Annotated in this window: 19 protein-coding genes; 4 read left to right on the top strand and 15 right to left on the bottom strand. The window is 66.3% G+C overall.

The window, feature by feature from the left end:
* Positions 1-251 precede the first annotated feature (251 nt).
* On the top strand, positions 252-2,576 hold the full coding sequence (locus BLT60_RS15590) for an efflux RND transporter permease subunit (protein ID WP_090877608.1): 2,325 nt from the start codon (positions 252-254) through the stop codon (positions 2,574-2,576).
* Positions 2,507-3,073: a hypothetical protein gene (locus tag BLT60_RS15585; protein WP_139167859.1), complete on the top strand. Its 567-nt coding sequence runs from the start codon at positions 2,507-2,509 to the stop codon at positions 3,071-3,073. Before BLT60_RS15590 ends, BLT60_RS15585 begins: the two co-directional genes overlap by 70 nt.
* Positions 3,074-3,118: 45 nt before the next feature.
* Here BLT60_RS15585 and BLT60_RS15580 read toward each other — a convergent pair whose 3' ends face one another.
* The 4 genes from BLT60_RS15580 to BLT60_RS15565 form a co-directional block, all read right to left on the bottom strand.
* Positions 3,119-4,174 (bottom strand): NAD(P)/FAD-dependent oxidoreductase, encoded by a 1,056-nt coding sequence (locus BLT60_RS15580; protein ID WP_244521291.1) that lies wholly within the window; start codon positions 4,172-4,174, stop codon positions 3,119-3,121.
* 161 nt (positions 4,175-4,335) lie between these two features.
* Positions 4,336-4,845: a FecR family protein gene (locus BLT60_RS15575; protein ID WP_090877604.1), complete on the bottom strand. Its 510-nt coding sequence runs from the start codon at positions 4,843-4,845 to the stop codon at positions 4,336-4,338.
* A gap of 154 nt (positions 4,846-4,999) precedes the next feature.
* A complete protein-coding gene (locus tag BLT60_RS15570; protein WP_090877829.1) occupies positions 5,000-5,320 on the bottom strand; it encodes a 2Fe-2S iron-sulfur cluster-binding protein in 321 nt (106 codons plus the stop codon).
* A gap of 132 nt (positions 5,321-5,452) precedes the next feature.
* Complete coding sequence (locus BLT60_RS15565) at positions 5,453-5,827, bottom strand: Hpt domain-containing protein (RefSeq protein WP_090877603.1); 375 nt, start codon at positions 5,825-5,827, stop codon at positions 5,453-5,455.
* Positions 5,828-6,720: 893 nt separating this feature from the next.
* On the opposite strand from BLT60_RS15565, the gene BLT60_RS15560 reads away from it, so the two are divergent.
* Positions 6,721-11,556: an apolipoprotein A-IV repeat region-like domain-containing protein gene (locus BLT60_RS15560; RefSeq protein WP_090877601.1), complete on the top strand. Its 4,836-nt coding sequence runs from the start codon at positions 6,721-6,723 to the stop codon at positions 11,554-11,556.
* Positions 11,557-11,683: 127 nt separating this feature from the next.
* On the opposite strand, the gene BLT60_RS15555 is transcribed toward BLT60_RS15560, so the two are convergent.
* The 4 genes from BLT60_RS15555 to BLT60_RS15540 all read right to left on the bottom strand — a co-directional run bounded on the left by BLT60_RS15555 (position 11,684) and on the right by BLT60_RS15540 (position 15,714).
* Positions 11,684-12,229 carry an ABC-type transport auxiliary lipoprotein family protein gene (locus BLT60_RS15555; RefSeq protein ID WP_139167858.1) on the bottom strand — a complete coding sequence of 182 codons (546 nt, stop codon included), beginning with the start codon at positions 12,227-12,229 and terminating at the stop codon, positions 11,684-11,686.
* A 103-nt stretch (positions 12,230-12,332) separates the two neighbouring features.
* A complete protein-coding gene (locus tag BLT60_RS15550; protein ID WP_090877598.1) occupies positions 12,333-13,751 on the bottom strand; it encodes an MlaD family protein in 1,419 nt (472 codons plus the stop codon).
* A gap of 11 nt (positions 13,752-13,762) precedes the next feature.
* A complete protein-coding gene (locus BLT60_RS15545; protein ID WP_090877595.1) occupies positions 13,763-14,566 on the bottom strand; it encodes an ABC transporter ATP-binding protein in 804 nt (267 codons plus the stop codon).
* Positions 14,567-14,568: 2 nt separating this feature from the next.
* The gene (locus tag BLT60_RS15540) at positions 14,569-15,714 is read right to left on the bottom strand and encodes an MlaE family lipid ABC transporter permease subunit (protein WP_090877593.1); all 1,146 of its coding nucleotides are present in this window, start codon (positions 15,712-15,714) and stop codon (positions 14,569-14,571) included.
* Positions 15,715-15,832: 118 nt separating this feature from the next.
* Here BLT60_RS15540 and dgcA point away from each other — a divergent pair, with 118 nt between their 5' ends.
* Positions 15,833-16,816, top strand: a complete 984-nt coding sequence (gene dgcA / locus BLT60_RS15535) for an N-acetyl-D-Glu racemase DgcA (RefSeq protein ID WP_090877591.1) — start codon at positions 15,833-15,835, stop codon at positions 16,814-16,816.
* A gap of 3 nt (positions 16,817-16,819) precedes the next feature.
* Here dgcA and BLT60_RS15530 read toward each other — a convergent pair whose 3' ends face one another.
* The 7 genes from BLT60_RS15530 to BLT60_RS15500 form a co-directional block, all read right to left on the bottom strand.
* A complete protein-coding gene (locus BLT60_RS15530) occupies positions 16,820-18,007 on the bottom strand; it encodes an MFS transporter (protein WP_090877590.1) in 1,188 nt (395 codons plus the stop codon).
* Between the two features lie 91 nt (positions 18,008-18,098).
* Positions 18,099-19,085, bottom strand: coding sequence for a threonine ammonia-lyase (locus tag BLT60_RS15525; RefSeq protein WP_090877588.1), 987 nt, complete (start codon positions 19,083-19,085; stop codon positions 18,099-18,101).
* A 12-nt stretch (positions 19,086-19,097) separates the two neighbouring features.
* Positions 19,098-20,144: a glycosyltransferase family 4 protein gene (locus BLT60_RS15520; RefSeq protein ID WP_090877586.1), complete on the bottom strand. Its 1,047-nt coding sequence runs from the start codon at positions 20,142-20,144 to the stop codon at positions 19,098-19,100.
* A complete protein-coding gene (locus BLT60_RS15515; RefSeq protein ID WP_090877584.1) occupies positions 20,141-20,968 on the bottom strand; it encodes a UDP-2,3-diacylglucosamine diphosphatase in 828 nt (275 codons plus the stop codon). Before BLT60_RS15515 ends, BLT60_RS15520 begins: the two co-directional genes overlap by 4 nt.
* 143 nt (positions 20,969-21,111) lie before the next feature.
* The gene (locus BLT60_RS15510; RefSeq protein ID WP_090877583.1) at positions 21,112-21,558 is read right to left on the bottom strand and encodes a nuclear transport factor 2 family protein; all 447 of its coding nucleotides are present in this window, start codon (positions 21,556-21,558) and stop codon (positions 21,112-21,114) included.
* A 68-nt stretch (positions 21,559-21,626) separates the two neighbouring features.
* Positions 21,627-23,030, bottom strand: coding sequence for a magnesium transporter (gene mgtE / locus BLT60_RS15505; RefSeq protein ID WP_090877581.1), 1,404 nt, complete (start codon positions 23,028-23,030; stop codon positions 21,627-21,629).
* 115 nt (positions 23,031-23,145) lie between these two features.
* Positions 23,146-23,742, bottom strand: a complete 597-nt coding sequence (locus BLT60_RS15500; RefSeq protein WP_090877579.1) for a LysE family translocator — start codon at positions 23,740-23,742, stop codon at positions 23,146-23,148.
* Positions 23,743-23,825: the final 83 nt, after the last annotated feature.

Below are 23,825 nucleotides of genomic sequence, written 5' to 3'. Positions count from 1 at the left end.
AGCGAAAGCGCCGCCCATTCCCGCAAAAGTTTGACAGTCTGTCGTCGGGCCGTCAAAACCGGGCGCTTAGAGTGGCGCAAAGTGAAGGGGCCCGGCGAACCGATGCAAGCGGAACGGCTACATGACCAACATGTCGCACCCACCGCCGACTCCGGATCGCGCCGCCGTCACAATTCCGCCCCAACACCCGTTGACCGCTGGCCGGTCGCTCGTTTCGCGGCGGCGTCGTGAGGTCGGGATTGAATACCGGATTGCGTTCACTCGGCTTCGGCCTCGATCGTGTGGTCGTGCCGATATTCCGCTGGCCGCGTATCTCCGCCTTCGTCGTTCTCTGCCTGCTTGCGCTGACCGCCTATGGCGGCACCCAGCTGACCTTCGACCAGAACCTGCGCGCCGTCTTTGCCGGCGGCACCGACGCCTACCAGGACTATATCCAGACCGTCGAGGATTTCGTCGATCCTGAGAACGAGCTCCTGATCCTTGTCGAGGGCGAGCGGCTGGGCGAGCCCGACGTCTTCGCCAAGCTCCGCGATTTCCAGTTCGAGCTCCAGTTCATCGAGGGCGTGAAGAGCGTCGTCTCGGCCTTTGCCCTGCGCCTGGCGCCCGACGCCAACGGTGACGCCCCACTTGTCATCGACGACGCGAAAGCCGAGGCCGGCCTGACGCCGGAACTGCTGGAGGAAGTCCGCGCTCATCCGCTGTTCGGCAACAAGCTCTTGTCGAACAACGGCGAAGCGATGAACTTCATCGTGACGCCGGAAGAACCGAAGGCGCCCCTCGCCATTACCCGGGCCATGCGCCAGGAGATCGAGCAGATTGCTGCGGATACCCTGGCTGATACCGGGCTGGACGTTACGGTCAGCGGCTTCCCGGTCCTGCGCCTCGATATCGTCGACGTGCTGATCCACGACCAGATCGTCCTGAACACCGCCGGCGTCCTTGTCGGCCTGATCATGAGCCTGATCGTTTTCCGCTCGTTCGTCGCCTCGGCGATGACCGCGATTCCGGCGATCCTCGCCGGTGGCGCCGTGCTCGGCATGATCGGGCTGATGGGCACGTCGATCACCGTCATGTCGAATGTCGTGCCGGCGCTGATCATGGTCCTCGGCTATGCGGACTCCATGCACCTCACCTACGCCTGGCGACGATATCGCGCGGAAGGAGCGGACCCCAGGGAGGCCGCGCGCCTCGCCCAGGAAGAGGTTGGCCCGGCCTGCATGCTGACCGCGATCACCACCGCCATCGCCTTCCTGTCGCTGACCCTCTCGGACGTCGAGATCGTCAGCCGCTTCGCCTGGATCGGCGCGATCGGCGCGATCCTCGGCGGCATGCTGGTGCTGGCGGTCCATACCCTGCTCGCCATCTATGTCGGCCGTTTCTGGCACCCGACCCGCGATTCGGGCCGCAACCTCCTGACGATGCTGCGCCGGCCGAATGCGGCGATCGGCCGTTTCGCCGTCACCCATGCCCGCAAGATCGCGATCACCGCCGGCATTCTCGTCGTCGTTCTAGGCACGATGTATTTCTCTGTGCCGCCTCAGCATTCCCTGCGCGAGCATCTGCCGACCAGCAATGCCGCCAACGCCGCCCTCGGCCGCATCGACAAGCTCTTTGACGGCGCCTTTCCGATCCAGATCGTCGTGCCGATCGGCACTATCTCGCCGACCTCGCCCGAGGGCCTCGAGAAGATCCGTGCCGTGCATGAGGCAGTCGCCGGGATCAAGGGCGTCGACCGTCCCCTGTCCTTGTGGAGCGTCGCCGAATGGCTCGGCGGCGACCTCGATGGCGGCGACAACCTGGATGCCGTATCCCGGCGGCTGACCGAGCTTGCCGAGGAGATGCCGACCGAGACCTCCTCGCGCTTCTTCGGGCGCGACGGCGCCTCGCTGGTCACGGTCAACATCCACGAGATGACGACCGAGGACACCGAACCGCTGGTCGACGAGATCGAGGCCGCCGCGCAAAGCGCCGGGGGCCCCGACGTGACGATGACCGGGGTGACCGTGCTCACCGCGCGCGAAAGCAATCGCACGATCAGCAACCTCTTCTGGAGCCTGACCCTGGCGGTCGTCGCCGGCGTTGGCGCCATCATGCTGGCTTTCCGGGACTGGCGGGTCGGCGCGGTGGCCCTCTTGCCGAACGCGCTGCCGATCTTCTCGACCGGGGCGCTGCTGTTCATCGGCGGCCACGGCATGCAGTTTACCAGCGTGCTGTCGCTGACCGTGGCCTTCGGCATTGCAGTCGACGATACGATTCACTACCTCAGCCGTTACAGGACAAGCGGTGCGGCGTTGAAACTGCCGGACCGCCTGATCGAGACGTCGCGTCACATCGGCCCTGTGCTGATCGGCACGACGGCCATTATCATCGCCGGCCTTTCGACCACATTTATGAGCGAAATGCCCACTATACGGTTGTTCGGCCAACTGGCGGCAGTTACCCTCGCCGCCGCCCTCATAGCGGACCTTCTGGTCCTGCCGGCGCTCATGGCCGGAGTAGCAAGTCGATGGTTCGAAAAGAAAACACCAAGTCCGGACTCAAAGCCCGCAAAGCAGGACGCGCCGGTTCAGGCCTGATCCTCGCCGCCCTTGCCTTCGGGCTGATGGGACAGCCGGCATGGGCCGCCGAGGACCCGCTCCTGTCGCGCATGACCGGCGATTTCGTCGGCCGCGGCACGTTCAAGTCGAGCCCCAGCGCCGAGCCGGAGATGGTCTACTGCAAGATCACCAACGCGCTCGCCTCGGGCGGCACGGTCCTCACCCAGAAGGGCCGCTGCGCCGTCGCGACCAATTCCGGCCGGGTCACCGGCACGATGGAAGCCAAGGGCGGCGGTGTCTACCAGGGCACGCTGGAATCGCTGTCGACCAAGGGCCCGGTGAAGTTCGCCGGCAAGGCATCCGGCGACCAGATCACGATGAACGCCGACTTCGTCGACAAGCGCTCGAGCAAGCCCGGCAAGGCCGTCATCCAGACGGTGGTCGGCGATGGCAAATACCGGACGGTCTCAAGGACCGTGGATACGAAGACCAAGTCCGAGTTCGTCGCCAGCGATATCGTCTTCACCAAGCAATAGGCGCTCGCCGCCCCGAAGGCGGCGTCCCCCTCCGCCCGGTTTCCCTCAGATAACGCCGAGCTTCTTCTGCAGGCTCGACGAGGACGTCGTGTACTGGAAGACGATCCGCCGGTCGGGGTCGACGATATGGGCCGCCGCCTGGGCCATCAGCGCGCCTTCGTGGAAGCCGCACAGGATCAGCTTGAGCTTGCCGGGATAGGTGTTGATGTCGCCGATCGCGAAGATGCCCGGCTCCGACGTCTCGAATTTCGCGGTATCGACCGGGATCAGGTTCTCCTCGAGATTGATCCCCCAATTCGCCACCGGCCCGAGCTTCATGGTCAGGCCGAAGAATGGCAGCATCCGCGTGCAGCCGACGCTGGTCTCGCCGGTCTTGCTTTTGACGGTGGCGCCCGTGAGCTGGCCGTTGTCGCCCTGAAGCGCGCTGATCTGCCCCATCTGGAAATCGATCTTCCCCGCCTCGAGCAGGGCATGCATCTTCTTGACGCTGTCCGGGGCCGCGCGGAACTCGTCGCGGCGGTGGACCAGCGTCAGGCTCCTGGCGATCGGCTGGAGATTGAGCGTCCAGTCGAGCGCCGAGTCGCCGCCGCCGACGATCAGCACGTCGTGGTCGCGGAACTCCTCCATGCGCCGGACCGAATAGAAGACCGACGCATTCTCATAGGCCTCGATGCCGGGCACCGGCGGCCGCTTCGGCTGGAACGACCCGCCGCCGGCCGCGATCACCACCACCTTGGCGATGAAGGTATCGCCCGCATCGGTCGTCAGCCGGAAGCGCCCGTCGGCTTCGCGATCGAGGCTCTCGACCATTCGGTTGAGGTGGAAGGACGGGTTGAACGGCTTGATCTGTTCGATCAGCTTCTCGACCAGGCCTTCGCCGGTGATCTCCGGATAGCCGGGAATGTCGTAGATCGGCTTCTCCGGATAAAGCTCCGCGCATTGTCCGCCGGGCTTGTCGAGGATGTCGATCAGCGCCGTGCTGAGATCCAGCAGGCCGAGTTCGAAGACGGCGAACAGGCCGACCGGCCCGGCCCCGATGATCACCACATCCTTCTCGATGACCTCGGTCGCCTCGAGAGTCTTCATCGAAACATCGTTCATGACAGCGAAAATCCCGCGCGTTCCAGTGTTGGCGGACACATATCCGCTCGCCCCGGCAAAACAAAGAAAGATTGTTGCGAGCAATCCGTGAACGCGAGCAAAAACGATTATCCGCCGCCCGGCGTTGATCCGGCGCAAGGCCGGCAGGCCGGGCGCCGGCGTCAGAAGGCGACGGTCGCCAGTGCGCGATCGACCTTGTCCGCCGACCATTGCGTCACCGGTCCGGGCGGCAGGTCGATCCCTTCGAGGTTGACGCCCTCGCCCGGTTCGTCGAGGACGACCGCGCCGGCATTGGTGGTCACGGTCACGACACCCTCCAGGACGAGAACGCCGAAGACGCCGTCGATCGGCCCCGCCCAGTAGTCGGTGCCGCGCACGCCGATGACGGCCGCCGGTGTCCGCACGTCGATCTGGGTCGCCGGGCTGGCAAGGGCGCCGGTCACCAGGCGGAACGGGCCGGTGCTCGAAAGCAGCATCCGGTCGAGGCCGGCTTCCGGCCGGTAGACGAAGGCATCAATGACCACCCGCGCCCGGGCGCCCAGCGTCAGCATCGACCCTTCGTCGAAGGTCACTTCGAGGCGCGCCGCCTCGCCGGTGGTGATCTCTTCGTCCATGTGGACCGGAAGGCCGGCAGCAAGCGGGCGCAATGTCCGTCGCTGAGGCCGACGCATGATCCTTGCGCCCGGCTGACGCCGCCGACCTCGGTCGCGGCCTGTGCCGTCGGCATTGCCAGAATCGCGATGGCAAGCGTCAGTGAAACCTGGATTCCGGCCAGCCGCATCGGCATCCCCGCTCCACGCAACGGACGCATGCGCGCGGCCGGGCTCAGCCCTGGCGCTCGGGCACCGTCACGGTCAGTCCGTCGAGTTCGTCGCGAACCCGGATCTGGCAGGACAGACGCGAAGTCGGCCGGACGTCATAGGCGAAATCCAGCATGTCCTCTTCCATCGGTTCCGGCTCGCCGACGATCTCCTTGAAGGCTTCGTCGACATAGACGTGGCACGTCGCGCAGGCGCAGGCGCCGCCGCATTCGGCCTCGATGCCCGGAACACTGTTCCTGATGGCGTTTTCCATCACGGTCGAGCCGTTCTCGGCCTGAACCTCGTAGCGGGCGCCTTCCGCGTCAATATACGTGATCTTTGCCATTACACCGGTCTGGTTGGGGAGGAGGACGCGCGTCGCGCCGGACAATGCGGCGCCATATAGGCGATTTTTCCCCGCCCTGCCAGTCCACGCCCGTTTTCGTACAACGAAGACGACGTCGGGCTCCCGGTTTTCCTAGCCTTCGCCGAGATACTGCGAAATGAAGTCGCGCGTCCGGGCCACCGATTGCTCCAGCGCCTTGAGCCGGCCGGCGACCGGCGCATGCGACTGTTCGATCTGGGCGGCAAGGTCGGCCATCGGGAATGCGCCGACATTCCGCGCCGACCCGACGATCGCGTGGGCAACCTCGCGCCGCTGGTCGATCGCCTCCGTGGTCTTGAGCTTTTCCACCAGTCGCAAGGCCTCCCGTGAAAAGAGAGCCAGCACCCGCCGCTCCAGTTCGGCGTCGCCGAACGTCTGGCGCTTCAGATGCTCCATGTCGATCGGCGGCCGCCGATGGGCATCGAGCCTGCGCCTGGAGGTTGCCGGCGGAGCGTCATGCAATGACATAGGGGTGTCCTGATGGTCGTGTGTCCGGCGAGCATAGCCGTGAGCACCAAACGGCGAGTAAACGCCTCCGTCCGCCCGGCCGGGCCAACAAACTTAAAAAATGGTTAACGCGCCGAATCGAGGGTCCGGACCGTTTTGCCGGAAGTGGCGGAACACGCCGGGCGGTCGCCCGTCCGTTGCCGTTTCGGCGCGTCACGGCGCCGTCCCGGAGCCCCCGCCCGACACCGATTGCATGCCGATCAATTGACTCGGAATTGTGGAAAAATGGAGGATTCCAAGCAGTTGCGGGTCATGCGCGGTTCGGCTCGGTTGCCGGCCGGCGTCTCGCCCGTCGCATGTATTCCAACCGGCCGTCCGGACCCGGCGGCGCGTCGGGCCTCCGGGACGAAGGCGCGCCAGATTATCCAGCGCGGCGAACGACCTCCGCCGGATCGTTGAACTTAATTAACAGAGCTGGATGGTCGCCTCAGTTTTTTGTTCCGCTGCCTTCAATGTGCCACTAGGATGGACTAGCGGCATACAGATGAGGCCAAACTGGACCGGAAATCGGTCCTGAGCGCGGAAACTGTGCTGCGCCGGGGGAGCGAGCAAAGCAGCGGCAGTCGTCCCTGTCGTTTTCCCGGATTGTGTGTACCAGCGCTTGTCGGGCCGTTTGCCCGGCGTGGCGGCCGGCATTGTATTGAGTACGGCGCGAGGCGATTAGAATGGCAACGAACCCGCGAGCAAAAACCCCCAACGACGCAGCCCTGTCTGCAGTCGAGGAGGCCCTGAGGCTTGATTTCGGCGCGGCCGAGGAACCGGAGCGCGAGCGCGCTCCCGGCCGCCGCCCGCCGGAGCCGCGAGCTCCCGAAGGCAACGATGCGGCCCGCAATCGCCGACCGGAGACATCGAGGATGCCCGCCCCGCCGCGTCGCGGTGAAGCGCCGCGTCGCGAGGAAGCCGCACCCCGTCGCGAGGAAGCGCGCCGTCCGCAGGAAGAGCCCCGGGCGCAGAATGCCCGCCGCCCCGACCCGCAGCCGCAGCCCCAACCGCAGGTCGAAGAGCCCAAGGCCCAGCCGGCGCGCCCCCGCGCTGCCGAGCAACGCGCCCGTGGCCGCTTCGCCGCCAACGACGACCGGCGCCAGCCCGGCGGTCCCGGCGCCTTCCCCCGCCGCCCTTCGCGGATGATCTATCCGACGGCGATGACCCTGTCCGTCATCTGGGCGGTCCTGGTCGTCGGCATCGCGTTGTCGAGCGGCACGCTGTTCGAGGGCGACTTCATCAACTCGCCGCAGTTGATGAACTTCGCCATATTCCTGCTCGCCCCGATCGGCTTCTTCTGGGCGATCGCCTCGATGATCTGGCGGTCGCAGGAGATGAAGATCGTCGCCCGTCAGATTTCCGACGTGGCCATTCGCCTTTCCGAGCCGGAGAACATCGCCACCGACGCCGTTGTCAGCGTCAGCCAGGCGATCCGGCGCGAAGTCGCCGCTGTCGGCGACGGCATCGAACGCGCCCTCGCCCGGGCGAGCGAGCTCGAACTGCTCGTTCACAACGAAGTCTCGGCGCTTGAGAGGTCCTATTCGGACAACGAGACCCGGATGCGCTCGCTGATCGACGATCTCGCCGGCCAGCGTGAAGCGATCGTCATCAACTCGGAGCGCGTCCGCACGTCAATCGTCAGCGCCCAGGAGTCGCTGTCGAAGGACCTGCGCCTGGCAAGCGAATCGATCGCGGAGAACGTCACCCATGCCGGCAACCGCATCACCGTCGCCCTGACGGAGCGCGGCGATCACATCACCGGCGCCCTGTCCTCCGCCGGCGAGACCATGGTCGACCAGCTGGCCAGCCGCGGCGAAGATCTCGTCAGCCGCCTGGCCGAGACGGTCAGTGACGTCGCCGAGTCCCTTGCCGCGACCGGCGGCGAGGTGACCGAGGCCCTGCTGACGCGCAGCGCCGACATCAACGACACCCTGGAGACCACCGGCCGCGCCGTGTCCGACACCATCGCCGAGCGCGGCGCCGAGGTGAACGACACTCTCGCCCGCGTCGGTACCGAGCTCGTCGAGAGCTTCGACCGCCGCACCGAGGAGATCACCCGCTCGATCTCCGAGACCGGCAACCTGGCCGCCGAGACGATTTCGACCCACGTGTCGGAAGTCAATGAAGCGCTCAAGAGCAACTCGGATTCGCTGCTCGTCGACCTCGCCCTTCGCGGCCAGGAGATCAACGACAAGCTGGACGACACCGGAACCCGCATTGCCGAGACCATCACCATTCGCGGTGGCGAACTCGCCGATCGGCTGTCCAACACCGGCGATCGCATCTTCGAAGCGATCTCGGTCAACGGCACCGAGCTCAACGACCGGCTCGCCTCGACCGGCGAAGCGATGGCCAACCTCATCGAGGGCCGCACCAACGCCCTCCGCGAGACCATCGATTCGGCTTCGACCGCGGTCTACGAGACCTTCGATGAGCGCAGCGCGGAGCTTACCCAGCGCCTGGCTTCCGTCGGTGGCGAGGTTGCCAAGGCGATCGCCGTCCGTGGCATGAAGATCAACGAGACGATCATCGCGTCCGGCAACGAAATCGCCGAGACCGTCGCTTCGCGGGCGGGTGCGATCCACGAGCGGATCGTCGAATCCGGCACCCGGATCGCCGATCGCATCACCGAGCAGGGCAATACGCTGCACCAGCGCATCGTCGAATCCGGTGGCCAGATCGCCAACGAGATCGAAGGCCGCGGCGCCTCGATCCACGAACGGATCCTCTCCTCCAGCCGCGAGATCGCCGAGACCATCGAAGGTCGCGGCACCGCGATCTACGACTCGATCGTCGAGGCGACGCAGCATGTCGGCGACGCCATCGAGTCGCGTGGCGTCTCCATCCACCAGAAGATCCTGTCCTCCGGACGCGACGTCGCCAACGCCATCGAATCGCGCGGCGTCTCCATCCACGAGAAGATCATCAACTCGGGTACCGAAGTCGCCGACGCCATCGAGGGCCGTGGCAACACGATCTTCGAAAAGATCGCCAGCTCCGGTACCGAGCTCGCCGATCTCATCGAGGGTCGCGGCAATTCGATCTACGAGAAGATCATCAATTCGGGCACCGAGGTCGCCAATGCCATCGAGGGCCGCGGCAATACGGTCTTCGACAAGATCATCAACTCCGGCAATGAAGTTGCCGACGCGATCGAGTCACGCGGCACGACGATCTTCGACAAGATCATCGAATCCGGAAACCGGTTCGATGAGGTCATCACGGTCCACAGCCGCGAACTCGGCGATGGCCTTGATCAGCGCTTCGAGCGGATCAACACGCTGATCGGCGAACAGGGTCCTGCCCTGATCACATCGATTGGCGCCCAGGCCCAGTCGATGGAGACGGCGCTGGCATCCCGCCTCGCCGATTTCGGCGATACGCTTCGCGGCAAGATCGATACCGTGTCGGAATCGCTGGAGAGCAGCTCGCACCGCATCTCGGAGGCTCTCGATCACCGGTCCCGCCAGATCAACCAGACCCTGATCGAGCGGACCCGGGAAATCGCCGAGACCTTCACCGGCGGCCAGACGGAGTTCGCGGCGCTCATCGACGGCCGGCTGATCGAAGTCACCGGCCAGCTCGCTGCCCGCACCAATGAACTCGCCGAGGTCATGTCCGAACGGGCCGATGCCATCTCGGCCGCCCTCGCCTCCAAGTCCGATCAGGTGGCGGAGGAAGTGCGGCGGACGATCAGCGAAGTCACCCAGCAGCTCATCGCGGAATCCGGCGATGCAGCCCAGGCGCTGCGGGCTTCGGCCTCCGAGGCATCCACGGTCGTCGGACGCGCGGTCAACGAGATCGAGGCGACGCTCGGCGAACGGGCGACCAACGTCACCGAGGCGATCGAGGTTCGCACCCGCGAATTCAACGACGTGCTCGGCGCGCGCAGCGGTGAACTCGCCGCCCTGCTGGACGGTCGCGGCAATGTGCTGCTGCGCACCCTCGACGAGCGTGGCAACGACATCGTCGAGATGGTGGTCAGCCGCAGCGATCAGGCGGCGCGCACCCTCATCGAGAGCGGAGAGCGGGTCGCCAAGACGTTCACCGACACAAACGAGAAGCTGCGCAGCGACGTCTCCGACATCGTCGACAGCCTCTCCCGGTCGAACGAGACCCTCACCGGCCTCCTGTCGGGCACCGAGCAGAACCTCGCCAAGATCGAGACGACGCTTGCCACCCGGTCGGCCGAATTCGCCAAGTCGATCGAGCATGCCGTCGAGACCACCCAGCTTTCGACCGGCGAACTTGGCAGCCAGGTCGAGAAATTGGGCGGCGTCTCGCACAATATCCTCGAGGGTGTCGCTTCGGTCGTGAAGCGCTTCGAGGTCCAGAGCCAGTCGCTGACCGAGGCCACCCGTCATCTCACCGAGGTCAATCGCCAGATCGAGACCACGGTCGAGGAACGGCGCCCGGCGCTCGAGAATCTCGCCTCGGGCCTGCGCGCCCGCAGCGAGGAACTCGACGGCATCATGCGGTCCTTCACCCGCATCATCGCCGAGACGCTGAAAACCGCCGAGGAACGGGCAACCGCGGTCAGCCGCATGCTGACCGAGAACACCTCGAGCGCGACCAAGGGCGTGATCGACAACTTCGAGAACATGTCCCGCACGGCGAGCGCCGAGGGCCTCAAGGCGACCGAGGCGATCCGTATGGCCAATGCCGCCCTGATCGAGGAGATCAGCGGATCGGTGACGTTGGCCGCCAAGAACTTCGGGGAGGCGACCAAGGAGATGCGCGGCGCCATGCAGGAGGTCCAGCGCGATCTCGACCAGACCCGCGCGGAACTGAAGCGCGGCGTCCTCGAGATGCCGGAGGAAACCCGCGAAAGCGCCGAGGCGATGCGTCGGGTGGTTGGCGACCAGATCAAGGCGCTGTCGGAGCTCTCCGACATCATCGCCCGCCACGGCAAGACGCTCGATGTCTACAGCCCGTCGCTGGGCGAGGCGCGCGCTACGCCGATCCATCAGATCGAGATGCCCGCGGCGGCCGTCGCGGCCTCGGCGGGTGGCGCCCCGGCGCGTTCCGCCCCGCCTCCGGCCGCTCCCCCCGCCCCGCAGGCGCGTCATGTCGGCAACGGGAACGGCAATGGCCATGCGGAGGTATCCCGCCCCGCGACGCCGCCGGTGCAACCCGCACCCCAGGCGCAGCAGCCGCGCCCGGCCCCGATTCGCCAGCCAGCAACGCCGCCCGCTCCTCCGACGGGAGCAGCCCCGGAACCGGCACAGGATGAGGCCCGGGCCGAAGGCGGCTGGGTGTCCGACCTCCTCCGCCGCGCCTCACGCGACGAGGAAGGCGGCAGCCCCGATCCGGCACCGACGCCCGCCGCGCCGGGAGTCAATGGCAACGGGACCAATGTCGAGGCCGACCAGCCGCTCAATGCCCTGTCGGTCGATATTGCCCGGGCAATCGACCACGACGCGTCCGTCGAATTGTGGGCGCGCCACGGTCGCGGCGAGCAGAACCTGTTCACCCGCCGGCTCTACACCTTGCAGGGCCAGCAGACCTTCGACGAGATCCGCAAGAAGTATCAGCGCGACGAGAAGTTCCGCACGGCGGTCGACCGCTATGTCTCGGACTTCGAGAAGCTGCTGGCGGAGGTCGCCCGCAAGAACAAGAACGACAAGAACGCGAACAAGAGCTACCTGATCTCGGATACCGGCAAGGTCTACACGATGCTTGCCCATGCCAGCGGCCGCTTCGACTGACGCTCGTCAGCCGAGCCACCGCCACAAACAGGAAAGGGCCTCCCGCGGCAGCGGGGCGCCCTTTTTCCTTGCGTCTCTGGTGAATGGCAGCCCGCTTCGCGCCGGGCCGTCTATGACCCGCAAGCGGTCAGATAACGCCGAGCGTCCAGCGGACCAGTTCGATGAGCACCTGGGACAGGGCGGCATCGACGCCGGCCACCACCCCTTCGGCAGAATCTTCGTGAACCGCGGCGTCGCCGGTCAGCGTCCGCACCGCGACGATCCGGCCATTGCGGTCGTCCATGATCTTCGCCGTCACTTCGATATGGGCAAAGCCGCCCCCGGCGCCATCCGTGCGGTATTCAAAGGAGCGGATGTTGGTGAGCAGCTGATAGTCGATGCTGAGGCCCTCGCCGGGCCGTCCCACGGCTTTCGCCTTCTTCGACTTCTCGAACGCCTCGATGGCCTTGGCCTGGTAGACCTTCGGCATCCGGTCCGGCCACTGGGCATCGGGATAATAGGAAAGCCGGGGCCCCGTCGCGACGACGATCCGCTCGCTGTCGAGGGTCTTCAGCGCGCTCGGCTCTGGAATCAGGATCTGGGCAGCCGTCCCCGACGTCGTCGGCACCGAACTCGGCCCGACGAGCTCGAACGTCTCCGGCGGCGGCCCGCGAAACAGGCTGCAGCCAGTCATCAGCAGCACCAACGCCAAAGGCGGCAGTCGCTGCGACCACCTCTTGGACCGTTCCTGTCGTATCAACCAGGCCCCCTCAAACGCACCGTGTCACGCCCGCCCCTCACCGACGATTGTACTCGCGCACACCAGAATTGCCACCGAAGACCGCGCCGCCCGGATTGCTCGAGAAATCCGAAACGGCCCGGTCGATCCGGGTGACCGAAGCGCGCAATTCCTTGATGAGCGAAGAGATATCCTTCAGGCCGCGATCGGAGAATTCCGCGACGCCGCCAAAGATCGTCCCCGCCTGCGCATCGAACTTGGCGGCGATCTGGCTGATCGACTTGGCCGCCGCGGTCGCCTCGGCAAAGAAGTTCTTGCCCTCGTCGCCCGAGCCGCCGAGGAAGTCGTTCGCCTTGACGAGCACCGTATCGAGCTTCTCGGATGTCCCCTTGAGCCGCTCGGACAGGTCCTTGGCGTTGGCGATGATCTCGTTCAAGTCGTCGTTGCGGGCGTTCAGGTTGGTCGTGAAGGTGCTGGCATTCGCCGCGACCTCCTTGGCGCTCGCCACCGCCGACTTGGCATCGGCGATCAGGCCATCGACGTCCGGTCCGGCCGTCTTGAGGGTATCGGTGAAGGCGCTGATATTGTCCACGGCGGCCGCGACCTTGTCGCGATTGATCCCGTCGACGACGTTCTGGACGTCTGCGAGCGTCGTGTTCAGCCCCTTGGAGAACGCGCCGACATCCTTGACGATCTCCTTCGCCGAACCGGTGATGTCCTTGATATCGGTCGTGGAATCCGCAATGCCGGCGACCAGCCTGTCGGCATTCTGGACCACCGACGCGACGCGATCCGGATCGACGGCGCCAATGATCCTGTCGGCCTTGTCGACGACCGAGACCAGGCGGTTGGAAAGCTGGGAAACGGTATCCGACATCTTGGATACGTTGGCGAGGAAGCCCTGGACGCCGTCGGTGTTGCTGGCCAGCGCGCCGGTGAACTTCTCGACATTCGCGGCCGTCTGGGTAACCGCTTCCTCGTTCTTCTGGAGAAATTCGTCGATGCGGCTGACGATCCCCTCGATCTTGACGATCGTCGCGCTGGCCGAGCCGATGACGTCGCTGATCGCCGACCGGCTGCCGATAATCTTGGGCGGCGTCGCCGCGAACAGGCTTTCGGCGCCGGGGCTGCCGCCCGACATCTCGATATAGGCGACGCCGGTCAGGAGGTTGGAGCCGACCTCGGCCCGCGAATCGACCTTGATCGGCGTGTCCTCACGTACGTCCGCGGTGACCATGACCACGTTCGGATCCTGCTCGTTGAAGGCGAGGGTCGCGACGTTGCCGACCTTGATGCCGGCGAAATAGACCGCGCTGCCCGGCGCCAGGCCACCGACCGTCCCCTGGAACTCGAAATACACGGTCGTGCGGATGCCGGTCTCGTCCAGGCGTTTAAGCCAGTAGACGAAGCCGAACGCCATCACGATCACCAGAAGGGTGAAAGCGCCGATGACCGCGTATCTTGCCCGTGTCTCCATCCGGTCTCGCTCTAGGCCGTTATCCCGCGCGCCCTGGTGCCGCGGAAGTAGCTGCGCACCCACGGATGGTCGAATTCCAGCATATCCGAGAATGCGCCTTCGATAAGGACGCGCTTGTCCGCCAGCACGGCGATTCGGTTGCAGGCCGTATGCAGGCTATCGAGGTCGTGCGTTACCATAAAGACCGTCAGCCCCAAACTCTCGCTGAGGGTGCCGATCAGTTCGTCGAAGTCGGCGGCGCCGATCGGGTCGAGGCCCGAGGTCGGCTCGTCGAGGAAGACGATGTCCGGGTCGAGCGCCAGCGCCCGGGCCAGCCCGGCGCGCTTGGTCATGCCGCCGGAGAGTTCCGACGGGAACTTTGTCGCCGCGTCCGGCGGCAGGCCGACCATCTCGATCTTGAGGCGGGCGAGTTCGTCCATCATCCGCGCCGACAGCTTGAGATGCTCGCGCATCGGCACCTGGACGTTCTGGAGCACGTTCAGCGACGAAAACAGCGCACCCTGCTGGAAAAGCACGCCGAGCCGCTGGTCGATCGCCTCGCGGGCATCCGCATCGGCCGTTTCGAGGTCGACGCCGAGAATCTCGATGGTGCCGGCCCGCTTGGGGATCAGCCCGAGGATCGTGCGCAGGAGCACGGTCTTGCCGGTGCCGGAGGCACCCACGACGCCGAGAACCTCGCCGCGATAGCTGTCGAGGTCGAGATTCTCCAGGACCGTCGTGTCCTCGAAACCGGCGGTCAGGCCGCGGACGCGGATGACCACGTCGCCACGGGCGCCCGCTCCGTTCGTTCCGCCATTGGTGCCGTTCGTATTCATGCTCAATAGTCGATTGCCGCGAAAAAGATGGCGAAAATGCCGTCCGCGACGATGACCATGAAGATCGCCTTGACCACCGAGGAGGTGGTGCGGCGGCCCAGCGACTCGGCGCTGCCCTCGACATTCAGGCCTTCGTTGGCCGCGATCAGCCCGACGATCAGCCCCATGAACGGCGCCTTGATGATGCCGACCATCAGGGTGCTCATGTCGATCGCGTCGCGCAGCAACAGGACGAACCGCTCGAACGCCATGTCGCCGTAGATGAAGGTGACGAAGGCGCCGCCGATCAGGCCGCAGATGTCGGAAACGAAGGTGAGCAGCGGCAGCGCGATGATCAGCGCGACCAGACGCGGCATGATCAGCACCTCGACCGGGTCGAGGCCGATGACCTTGAGAGCGTCGAGTTCCTCGCGCATCTTCATCGAGCCGATTTCGGCCGTGAAGGCGCTGCCGGAGCGGCCGGCAAGCAGGATCGCGGTGAGCAGCACGCCGAGTTCCCGCAGGACAAGAATGCCGACAAGGTCGACGACGAAGTCCTCGGCGCCGAAGAAGCGGAGCTGGAAGACGCCCTGCTGGGCGATGATCCCGCCGATCAGGAAGGAAATCAGCGCGACGATCGGTACCGCCTGCAGGCCGGCGCGATCGAGATGATAGACGATGGAGGTGAAGCGGAACCGCGACGGTCGCGCGAAACCGCGGAGCAGCCCGCCGATCACCCCGCCGAGGATCGCCATTCCCTGCGTCAGGTCATGACCGGCATTGACCGTCGATCGGCCGGTCTGCTCGAGGAGGAGAATAAACATCGAGCGCCGTTTCGGCGTCTCGACGGTGATGTCCTTGGCCCGCTCGACGGCCGCCAGCAGCCGGCGGGCGGGGTCCGACACGCCCTCGAGCTCGACCGAATCGGCTACCGCCTCCAGGTCACCCTGGATGCGGGTGATCAGCCACGCGCCGGCCGTGTCGATCCGTTCGATGCCGGACAGGTCGAGGATGACCCGGCCCCCCGTGTCGCCGATCACCTGGGGAATGCGTGGCTCGATCCGCGAAACCGTGCTGATCAGCCACATTCCGCCGGCCGAGACCCGCGTCACGTTGCCGACCGCGCCGCGATCGAGGGTCGCCTGGGTAACCGTTTGAAATTCCGCCATGAAGCCGCGTTTTCGATACCCGGCGCGACCTGCTTGAGGCTTCCGCGCCCGGCCCCTACTGTCCGGGGCGGAGTGTGCCTGTGAAGCCAAGGCGCGGCAAGCCGACGATCGCCCACAAATGCAAAGATCCCTTGAGGTTTTCGTAGAGAACTGGCCGATTGCCGGGCGGTTTGCCATTTCCAGGGGCGCGCGCACCGAGGCAATCGTCGTCGTCGCGGTGATTCGCGACGGAGCGGCGGTTGGCCGCGGCGAATCGGTCCCCTACCCCCGCTATGGGGAAACCACCGAGGACGTGGCCGGCGCGATTCAGGCGATGGCTGGCGACGTGGCCAACGGAGTCGACCGCACCCGGCTGCAGGCCTTGATGCCGGCCGGCGCCGCGCGGAATGCCATCGACTGCGCCCTGTGGGATCTCGAGGCCAAGCTTTCGGGCCAGCCGGCATGGGTCACCGCCGGGCTTGCCGCGCCACGCGCCGTCGAGACCGCCTTCACGCTCAGCCTCGGCTCGCCGGAAAGCATGGCCGAGGCAGCCGACAAGGCCCGCGACCGCCCGCTGCTGAAGATCAAGCTCGGCGCCGACGGCGATGCGGAACGGCTGGCGGCCGTCCGCGAGGCCGCGCCGGGCGCCCGGCTGATCGTCGACGCCAACGAAGGCTGGTCGGCCGATACCCTCGCCGCCAACATGCGGGCCTGCGCCGCCGCCGGAGTGGTGCTGATCGAGCAACCGCTGCCGGCCGGTGCCGACGACCTGCTGGCCACCGTCGAGCGGCCCGTCCCGGTCTGCGCCGACGAAAGCCTGCATGTCGCCGCCGATCTCAAGGGGCTTCGCAACCGATACGACGCGGTCAACGTCAAGCTCGACAAGACCGGTGGGCTGACCGAGGCGCTGGCGACCGCCCAGGCCGCACGGGACCTCGGTTTCTCGGTGATGGTCGGCTGCATGGTGTCCACGTCGCTGGCCATGGCGCCGGCGATGCTGCTCGCCCAGACGGCGGATTTCGTCGATCTCGACGGTCCGTTGCTGCTTGCCGGCGACCGGCAACCCGGGCTGGTCTATCGCGGCAGCCAGGTTTCACCGCCCGAGCCGGAGCTCTGGGGCTAGGTCTCAGGCGCGCTCGCGGTAGACCCCGCGCTGAAGCCCCAGCACGCCGAGCGCCACCACCGGCAGCACGATCATGATGCGGAAGGAGTCCGGGCCGAACGCCGCATAAAGCGGCCCGGACAACGCGACCATGCCGGCCATGATCAACCCGCCGACCAGCACGATGATGCTCTGCGCCGACCCTGCCATTTCCTCCGGCACGGCCCGGACGATGATGAACTGGGTGCCGACGAAGACCGCGGCAAAAGACAGGGCGTGGAGACTTTGCAGCGCCAGGAAGCCGGCGCCGCCGAGGTCCAAGGGAAGCAGCGTCCAGCGCAGGATCGCAGCGAGGGCGCCGATGGTGAGCATCGCATAGGGACCGATCCGCCTGATCAGCGCCCCGGACCACGCGAAAAGCAGAACCTCGCAGGCGATGCTGACGGCCCAGAATCCACCGATCTCGACCGGGCTGAAGCCGAGCGACTGCCAGTAGATGCTGCCGAAACTGTAGAAGGCGGCGTGGCTTCCAAGGATCAGCCCGCTGGCAAGCACGACTGCCATGACATTCGGATGCCCGAGGACCTTCCATGCCGGTCTTTCCTCGGGGCGTGACGCATCGTCGATCGCGCGCACGGCCTTCGGAGTCCTGGGCAGGACGAAGCCGGCCATCGCGGCAATGACGAAAGCGGCGAAGATGAACCAGAAGATCGCCTCGATCGGCAGCAGGCCGAGCATCGCGCCGCTACCGACATTGGCGGCGGCGAAAGCCACCGATCCCCAGAGCCGCATCCGCCCGTAGTCGACGCCGAAGCGGCGAGCGCCGGTGAGCGCCAGGGCTTCCCCGGCCGGCATCGCCATCTGCATGAGCGTGAAGGCCGCGCCGGTGAGCAACAGCAGCGGCCAATAGGTGGATGCCGTCCAGGCGGTCAGGAAGACGAGTCCGGCCGGGACAAGGAACAGCCGGATGGCGAAGCGGCGGCTGGGCGTCCGGTCGGCGATGAAGCCACCGACCGGCGCCATCAGCACGCGAAAGGCCATTGGAATGGCGAGGACGCTGGCGATTTCGACGTCGGTCAGCCCCCGCCCCTGGAGCCAGACGGGGAACCACGGCAGGGAGACGCCGCTGATCAGGAAGAAGCCGCCGAAGAAGGCCGACATCCGCAGGGCAAAATGCGACGGCGCGGCGGGAAAGGCCGGATCGACGGTCATGGGTCTCAAGATCGCGATGGAGAGCGCCAGGAGGACAGCCCGGCCCGGAAGCGCGATGCTAACCGCAAACACGGTGCATGGCGAGCCGGCTTCAACCTGTGGCTAGCGCCCGGGCCAGGATCGCTTCGTCGATGTTGCCGCCGGACAGCACCGCGACGACCGTCCGGTCGCGGCAGTCGACCTTGCCGGATAGCAGCGCGGCAAGCGCGACGGCCCCGCCCGGCTCGACCACCAGCTTCAGTTCGCGGAAGGCAAATGCGATCGCCGAAAGCACGTCGTCATCGTCCACGGTCACCGCTGCCGCCACGTTGTCGCGGTTGAGCGCGAAGCTGATCGAGCCCGGCGCCGGCGCCATCAGAGCATCGCAGATCGAACCGGAGGTCGACGCATTGGCAACGATCCGTCCGTCGCGGAGCGAGCGACCGTAGTCGTCGAAGTCCCGCGGCTCGACAAGGACAAGGCCGCAGTCGGGGAAACCGTCGCGAACCGCAAGGCCGACGCCGGCCGACAGGCCGCCGCCGCTGCACGGCACCACCACCGCATCCGGCGCCAGTCCCCTCGCCCTGGCTTCATCGACGATTTCCAGGCCGACCGTCCCCTGGCCGGCGATGACATCGGCGTTGTTGAACGGGTGGATCAGGGCGCCGCCGGTCCGCTCGACAATCTCCCTGGCCACCGCATCGCGGTCGCCGCTGACCCGGTCATAGGTGACGACCGTCGCGCCGCTTCGCCGGGTGCGCTCCAGCTTGATGGCGGGCGCGTCCGACGGCATCACGATCGTCGCGGCGACGCCGAAAAGCCGGGCGGCCTCGGCAACCCCTTGCGCATGGTTTCCCGAGGAAGCCGCAACGACGCCCCTCGCCCGCCCTGCTTCGCCCAGCGCCGAAACCGCATTGCAGGCGCCGCGAAACTTGAACGAGCCGGTCCGCTGCAGCGTCTCGCATTTGAGCAGGATCCGGCCACCGAGCCGCGCGTCGAGGATAGGGTTGACCAGCAGCGGCGTCTGCACGGCATGGCCGGCGATGCGGTCTCGCGCGCGATGAATATCATGGATGGAAGGCAGGGCCGGCTCGGACATGCCCGCCGGATATCAGTGGGCCGCGGCCTCGGCAAGAGGCACGAAATCGCGACCGAGGTCCTGCGCCGTCACGACATTGTCGAGGAACTGGCGCGCGCAGGCCGCCCAGCTATGGCGAAGGGCGAAGGCCCGGCAGTCGTCCCGCGAGATCGCCAGGGCCGCGACCGCCGCCTTGCCGAGATCCTCGTCGAGAACGCCGACGTTCGAGTCGCCGATCACGTCGGCCGGACCGGGCACCGGAAACGCCGCAACCGGCAGACCGGAGGCAAGGGCTTCGAGCAGGACGATTCCATAGGTGTCGGTGCGGCTCGGGAAGACGAAGACATCGGCATCGGCATAGGCCTGGGCCAGCGCTTCGCCGGTCAGGGTGCCGGCGAATTCGGCATCGGGAAACGCGGTCCGCAATTCGCTCATCGCCGGCCCGTCGCCGACCACCCGCTTGATGCCGGGCAGGTCGAGTTCAAGAAAGGCGCGGATATTCTTCTCGACCGCGACCCGGCCGACAAAGAGAAAGACCGGTCGTTGCCGGTCGGTCGTGCGAAGGTCCGGGCGCGGACGGAAGAGTTCGGCGTCGACGCCCCGCGACCACGGCAGGAGATTGGTGAAGCCGCGCTCGGCAAGCTCGGTTTCCAGCGTCCGGGTCGCCACCATGCAGCCGCGTCCCGCATTGTGGAACCGCCGCAGCACCGCGTAGCTGGCCTTGGGCGGAACCGGCAGCCGGGCCGCGAGATATTCCGGAAAGCGGGTGTGGAAGGAGGTCGTGAACGGCCGCGCCGTCGCCAGGCACCAGCGACGGATGGCATAGCCGATCGGCCCCTCGGTCGCGATATGCACCCCGTCCGGCGCCATCGCCGCGGCCTTTTTGGCGATCGTCCCGGGCAGCGCCAGAGCCAATCGGATCTCCGGATAGGTCGGCATCGGCATGGTGCGGAAATCGGCCGGCGTCAGCATCGTCACCGCGACGCCTGCCCGCCCCAGTTCCTCGCTCACCCGCTCAAGGGTCCGGACGACACCGTTCACCTGCGGCCGCCACGCGTCGGTGGCGATAAGGAGTTTCACTCCGCCGCCTCGACCATGATGCGGTCTTCATCGGTGCCGGCGCCGGCCTCTTCGATCTCGTCGGCCGAGGCCCGGATCTCGGTCCAGTAGATGATCTCCAGCCGGCCGTCGTGGTGCTCGGCCACCGCCGTGCAGCTTTCGACCCAGTCGCCGGTGTTGACGTACTGGAACCCGTCGCTGTCGTCGATCCGGGCGTGATGGATGTGGCCGCAGACCACACCGTCCGCCCCCACCCGCCTGGCTTCCTTGGCCAGCGCGTCCTCGAAGGCGCCGATGTAGTTCACCGCGTTCTTGACCCGAAGCTTGAGCCAGGCCGACAGCGACCAGTAGCCGAGGCCAAGGCGGCGGCGCATGCGGTTGAAGCCGGTGTTGAGGGCAAGCACGGTCGAGTAGGCGCCGGCGCCGAGATGCGCGAGCCACCTGGCATGCCGGACCACGACGTCGAAGTCGTCGCCGTGGATGACCAGCAGCTTCCGCCCGTCCGCCGTCTCGTGCAGCGCCCGGTCCATAACCTCGACGCCTCCGAAATGGGTGCCGACGTAATCGCGGAGGAAGTCGTCATGATTGCCCGGGATGTAGATCATGCGCGAGCCCTTGCGGCCTTTCCGCAGGAGCTTCTGGACCACGTCGTTATGGGTCTGCGGCCAGTACCATCCGCGCTTCAGCCGCCAGCCGTCGACGATGTCGCCGACGAGATAGACCGTCTCGGCATCGTGGTAGCGGAGGAAATCGAGAAGCAACGGGGCCTGGCATCCCCTGCAGCCGAGATGCACATCGGAAAGGAACAGGGTCCGGAAGTGCCGGGGGGCGGTCGGGGCAAGCATCGCGAAGCGCTCCGCTTCTGTCTGCGCTGCCCCGCATGTAGCTGATTCGAAAGACAGTTCTGTGACGCGACGCTGACCGGACGGCGACGAAACCGCCGTCGCCGCGATGGCCTGACGTTAACCTTGAGCGCCGACCCGGCCGCCTACGGCTTCAGCGTCGTGATCTGGAAGAAGGCCTCGATCCACTTCCCGTCGCGCCTGACCAGCGTCTCGTTGACGAAGGCGTGGGCCGGCAACGGTTCGCCCTTGAAGCTGCCCTTGAGGTCGATGGCGAAGGTCCGCAACGCCACGTCCGGCGACAGGAACGCGACCGACGGTTCCCCGATGATCGTTCCCCCATAGGAGAGTTCGTCGAGCGACGCGATCTGGTCGTCGACGGTCTGCGGTCCGTCGTAATAGGGCGTCACCGAGATGTGGTCGGGGGTCATCAGCGCGCGGATCGCCGCGATGTCGCGCGCTCCGAACGCCGCGTCCAGCGCATTGGACGAGGCGTTGACCGCCGCAACCGTCGCCGCGTCGTCGGCTCGGGCCGTCGTCAGGCCGACAACCGCCGCAAGGCCGACCAGGGACATCAACACCAGTTTCCGCATCGCTCGTCTCCACCGTTCCCATCCTGGGCCGGATAGCACCACGCGGAACCGAACGATGCAACGTCCGGCTAGACCAGCAGCGGCATCATCAGCGTCGCGAGGCTGAGGACGAGGAAGAAGCCGGCAACGTCGGTGATCGTCGTCAGCAACGGTCCGGAGGCGACCGCCGGATCCTGGTTGAAGCGCTTGAGCAAGAGCGGCACCACGCCGCCGATCGAGACGGCGATCACCGTGTTGATCGCCAGCGCCAGCCCGATCACCAGCCCGAGGAAGGCATTACCCTTCCAGATCCATGCGACGATGCCGATCAGGATGCCGAGGACGACCCCGTTGATGACGCCGACCGAGACCTCCTTGGCCCACACCCGGAAGACGTCGACCGGCTTGGTCAGGCCAAGCGCCAGTTCGCGCAGCGACACCGCGACCGACTGGTTGCCCGAGCAGCCGCTCATGTCCGAAACCATCGGCAGGAAGATCGCGATGGCGATGACCGCGGCGATCGTCTCCTCGTAGACGGAGATGACGCTGGCGGCGATGACGTTGAGGATGATGTTGGCGCTGAGCCAGGCCAACCGCCGCCGCGAGCGCAGGATCAGCGGCATCGACCGCAATTCGTCGCCGAAGACGCCCTGCCGCCTCAGGCTCTCGCTCTCGGACCGTTCGAGCAAGGCGTCGGAGATCGCGGAGCGTGAAACGGTGCCGACCAGCTTCCCCTCGCTGTCGATAACCGGCAGGCCGAGAAACTCATGCTCGTCGAGCAGGTCCTGAATGTCCTCGAGAGGCGTGTCGGTCGTCACCGACATCGGCACGACCATGATGTCGGGCAAGGCGGTCGAACGCTTGGCGGTGAGGAGGTTGCGCAGCGAAACGACGCCGATCAGCCGCCCTTCCTCGTCGATGATGTACGGATGCTGGCCGCGATAGCGCTCGAAGTCCTCGTCCTCGCTGGTCAGCCGGCGGATGACCGCGCCAACCGTATCGGTGTTCGGGAAGGAGAAGGTCTCGCCGATCATCAGGCCGCCGGCGGTGTCGTCGTCATACTCGGCGAGGCGCAGGACCTCCGCTGCCTCCTCCGGCTCCATCTCGGCCAGGATCGCGTCGGCGTCATCCTTGTCGAGTTCACCGACGACATCGGCCTGGATGTCGGAATCCAGCTCCTCGATGATGTCGGCGGCATCCCCCGCCTCCATGTGCTCGACGAGATCGACCGCCTGTTCGTTCGGCGCCTCGGTGATCAGCTCGGCGGCAAGTTCCGGCGGCAGGGCCGCAAGCACGCTGGTCCGCTCCTCGGCCTCGAGCTGCAGCAGCGCCCTCAGGCCGTCGCTGAGACTGAGTTCCTCGAAGATCGCGGCGAGGCGTTGCGGATCGTCCGCCTCCAGCGCCTCGCGCAGCGACACCCACGGCTCATCGGGATCGAAGAGCCTGGCACCCTCTTCGGGATCACGCGGATCGATGGTCGGTGCGTCTGTCATGCCTGCCCCCTTCGCCTGCGACGGTGCGGCCTTGCCACCCCATCTTATGTACAGCGGGGGTGGGTGTCGTCGAGGTTCTGTCGGACTTAATCGCCCGGACAACGACGAAATTACGTCAGAACAGGGCTGGCAGAACCGAGGCGACCAGCAGCACCGCCATGCTCACGTTGAAGATGCGCCGTCGCCGGTCGTCGGAGAGAAACCGGGCGATCGCCTTGCCGAAGAGCGCCCATACGATTCCGTTCGGCAGGCAGACGAGACCGAACATCAGGGCCATGACGCCGATCTCGACCACCGGGTCGCCGCCCGGCGTGGTGAACAGCGCCGTCGCGCCAAGCACCAGCGCCCAGGCCTTCGGGTTGACCCACTGGAAGGCCATCGCCTCGAACAGGTTGAGCGGGCGCGATCGCACCGACGTCGTCTGCGGCTTCCCCGCCTGCGCGATGCGCCAGGCGAGAAACAGCAGATAGGCGAAGGCAATGTACTTGAGCACGTCATGCACCAGCGGATAGGCCTCGAACACCTGGCCGAGACCGAGGCCGACCGCGATGATCATCAGCGGAAAGCCGAGCGCGATTCCGACGATATGCGGCACGGTCCGCTTCAGCCCCCAGTTCGCGCCGGAGACCAGCACCATCAGATTGTTCGGGCCCGGCGTCGCGGTGAAGGCGACGACGAAACCGAGAAGCGGCAGGAGCGTGTCTGGGGTCATGGTCGCTCATTATCGGTCAATAGTACTGACCTTTTCAATCGCTCTGAGTCGTCTTCCCGAGAGGGCTTCGGCTGAAATAAGCC

This window comes from Bauldia litoralis (genome assembly GCF_900104485.1).
Classification (GTDB): domain Bacteria; phylum Pseudomonadota; class Alphaproteobacteria; order Rhizobiales; family Kaistiaceae; genus Bauldia; species Bauldia litoralis.
The sequence above is the reverse complement of the archived record's forward strand: the minus strand, read 5'-3'. Positions and strand labels throughout refer to the sequence as shown.

Excerpts from the sequence above, each read along its gene's own strand:
- dgcA (WP_090877591.1), top strand. The coding sequence starts at position 15,833 with ATGCAAAGATCCCTTGAGGTTTTCGTAGAGAACTGGCCGATTGCCGGG.
- BLT60_RS15525 (WP_090877588.1), bottom strand. The coding sequence starts at position 19,085 with ATGTCCGAGCCGGCCCTGCCTTCCATCCATGATATTCATCGCGCGCGA.
- BLT60_RS15585 (WP_139167859.1), top strand. The coding sequence starts at position 2,507 with ATGGTTCGAAAAGAAAACACCAAGTCCGGACTCAAAGCCCGCAAAGCA.
- BLT60_RS15580 (WP_244521291.1), bottom strand. The coding sequence starts at position 4,174 with ATGAACGATGTTTCGATGAAGACTCTCGAGGCGACCGAGGTCATCGAG.
- BLT60_RS15570 (WP_090877829.1), bottom strand. The coding sequence starts at position 5,320 with ATGGCAAAGATCACGTATATTGACGCGGAAGGCGCCCGCTACGAGGTT.
- BLT60_RS15530 (WP_090877590.1), bottom strand. The coding sequence starts at position 18,007 with ATGACCGTCGATCCGGCCTTTCCCGCCGCGCCGTCGCATTTTGCCCTG.
- BLT60_RS15555 (WP_139167858.1), bottom strand. The coding sequence starts at position 12,229 with ATGACTGGCTGCAGCCTGTTTCGCGGGCCGCCGCCGGAGACGTTCGAG.
- BLT60_RS15575 (WP_090877604.1), bottom strand. The coding sequence starts at position 4,845 with ATGCGTCGGCCTCAGCGACGGACATTGCGCCCGCTTGCTGCCGGCCTT.
- mgtE (WP_090877581.1), bottom strand. The coding sequence starts at position 23,030 with ATGACAGACGCACCGACCATCGATCCGCGTGATCCCGAAGAGGGTGCC.
- BLT60_RS15510 (WP_090877583.1), bottom strand. The coding sequence starts at position 21,558 with ATGCGGAAACTGGTGTTGATGTCCCTGGTCGGCCTTGCGGCGGTTGTC.
- BLT60_RS15540 (WP_090877593.1), bottom strand. The coding sequence starts at position 15,714 with ATGGCGGAATTTCAAACGGTTACCCAGGCGACCCTCGATCGCGGCGCG.
- BLT60_RS15550 (WP_090877598.1), bottom strand. The coding sequence starts at position 13,751 with ATGGAGACACGGGCAAGATACGCGGTCATCGGCGCTTTCACCCTTCTG.
- BLT60_RS15500 (WP_090877579.1), bottom strand. The coding sequence starts at position 23,742 with ATGACCCCAGACACGCTCCTGCCGCTTCTCGGTTTCGTCGTCGCCTTC.
- BLT60_RS15545 (WP_090877595.1), bottom strand. The coding sequence starts at position 14,566 with ATGAATACGAACGGCACCAATGGCGGAACGAACGGAGCGGGCGCCCGT.
- BLT60_RS15565 (WP_090877603.1), bottom strand. The coding sequence starts at position 5,827 with ATGTCATTGCATGACGCTCCGCCGGCAACCTCCAGGCGCAGGCTCGAT.
- BLT60_RS15560 (WP_090877601.1), top strand. The coding sequence starts at position 6,721 with ATGCCCGCCCCGCCGCGTCGCGGTGAAGCGCCGCGTCGCGAGGAAGCC.
- BLT60_RS15515 (WP_090877584.1), bottom strand. The coding sequence starts at position 20,968 with ATGCTTGCCCCGACCGCCCCCCGGCACTTCCGGACCCTGTTCCTTTCC.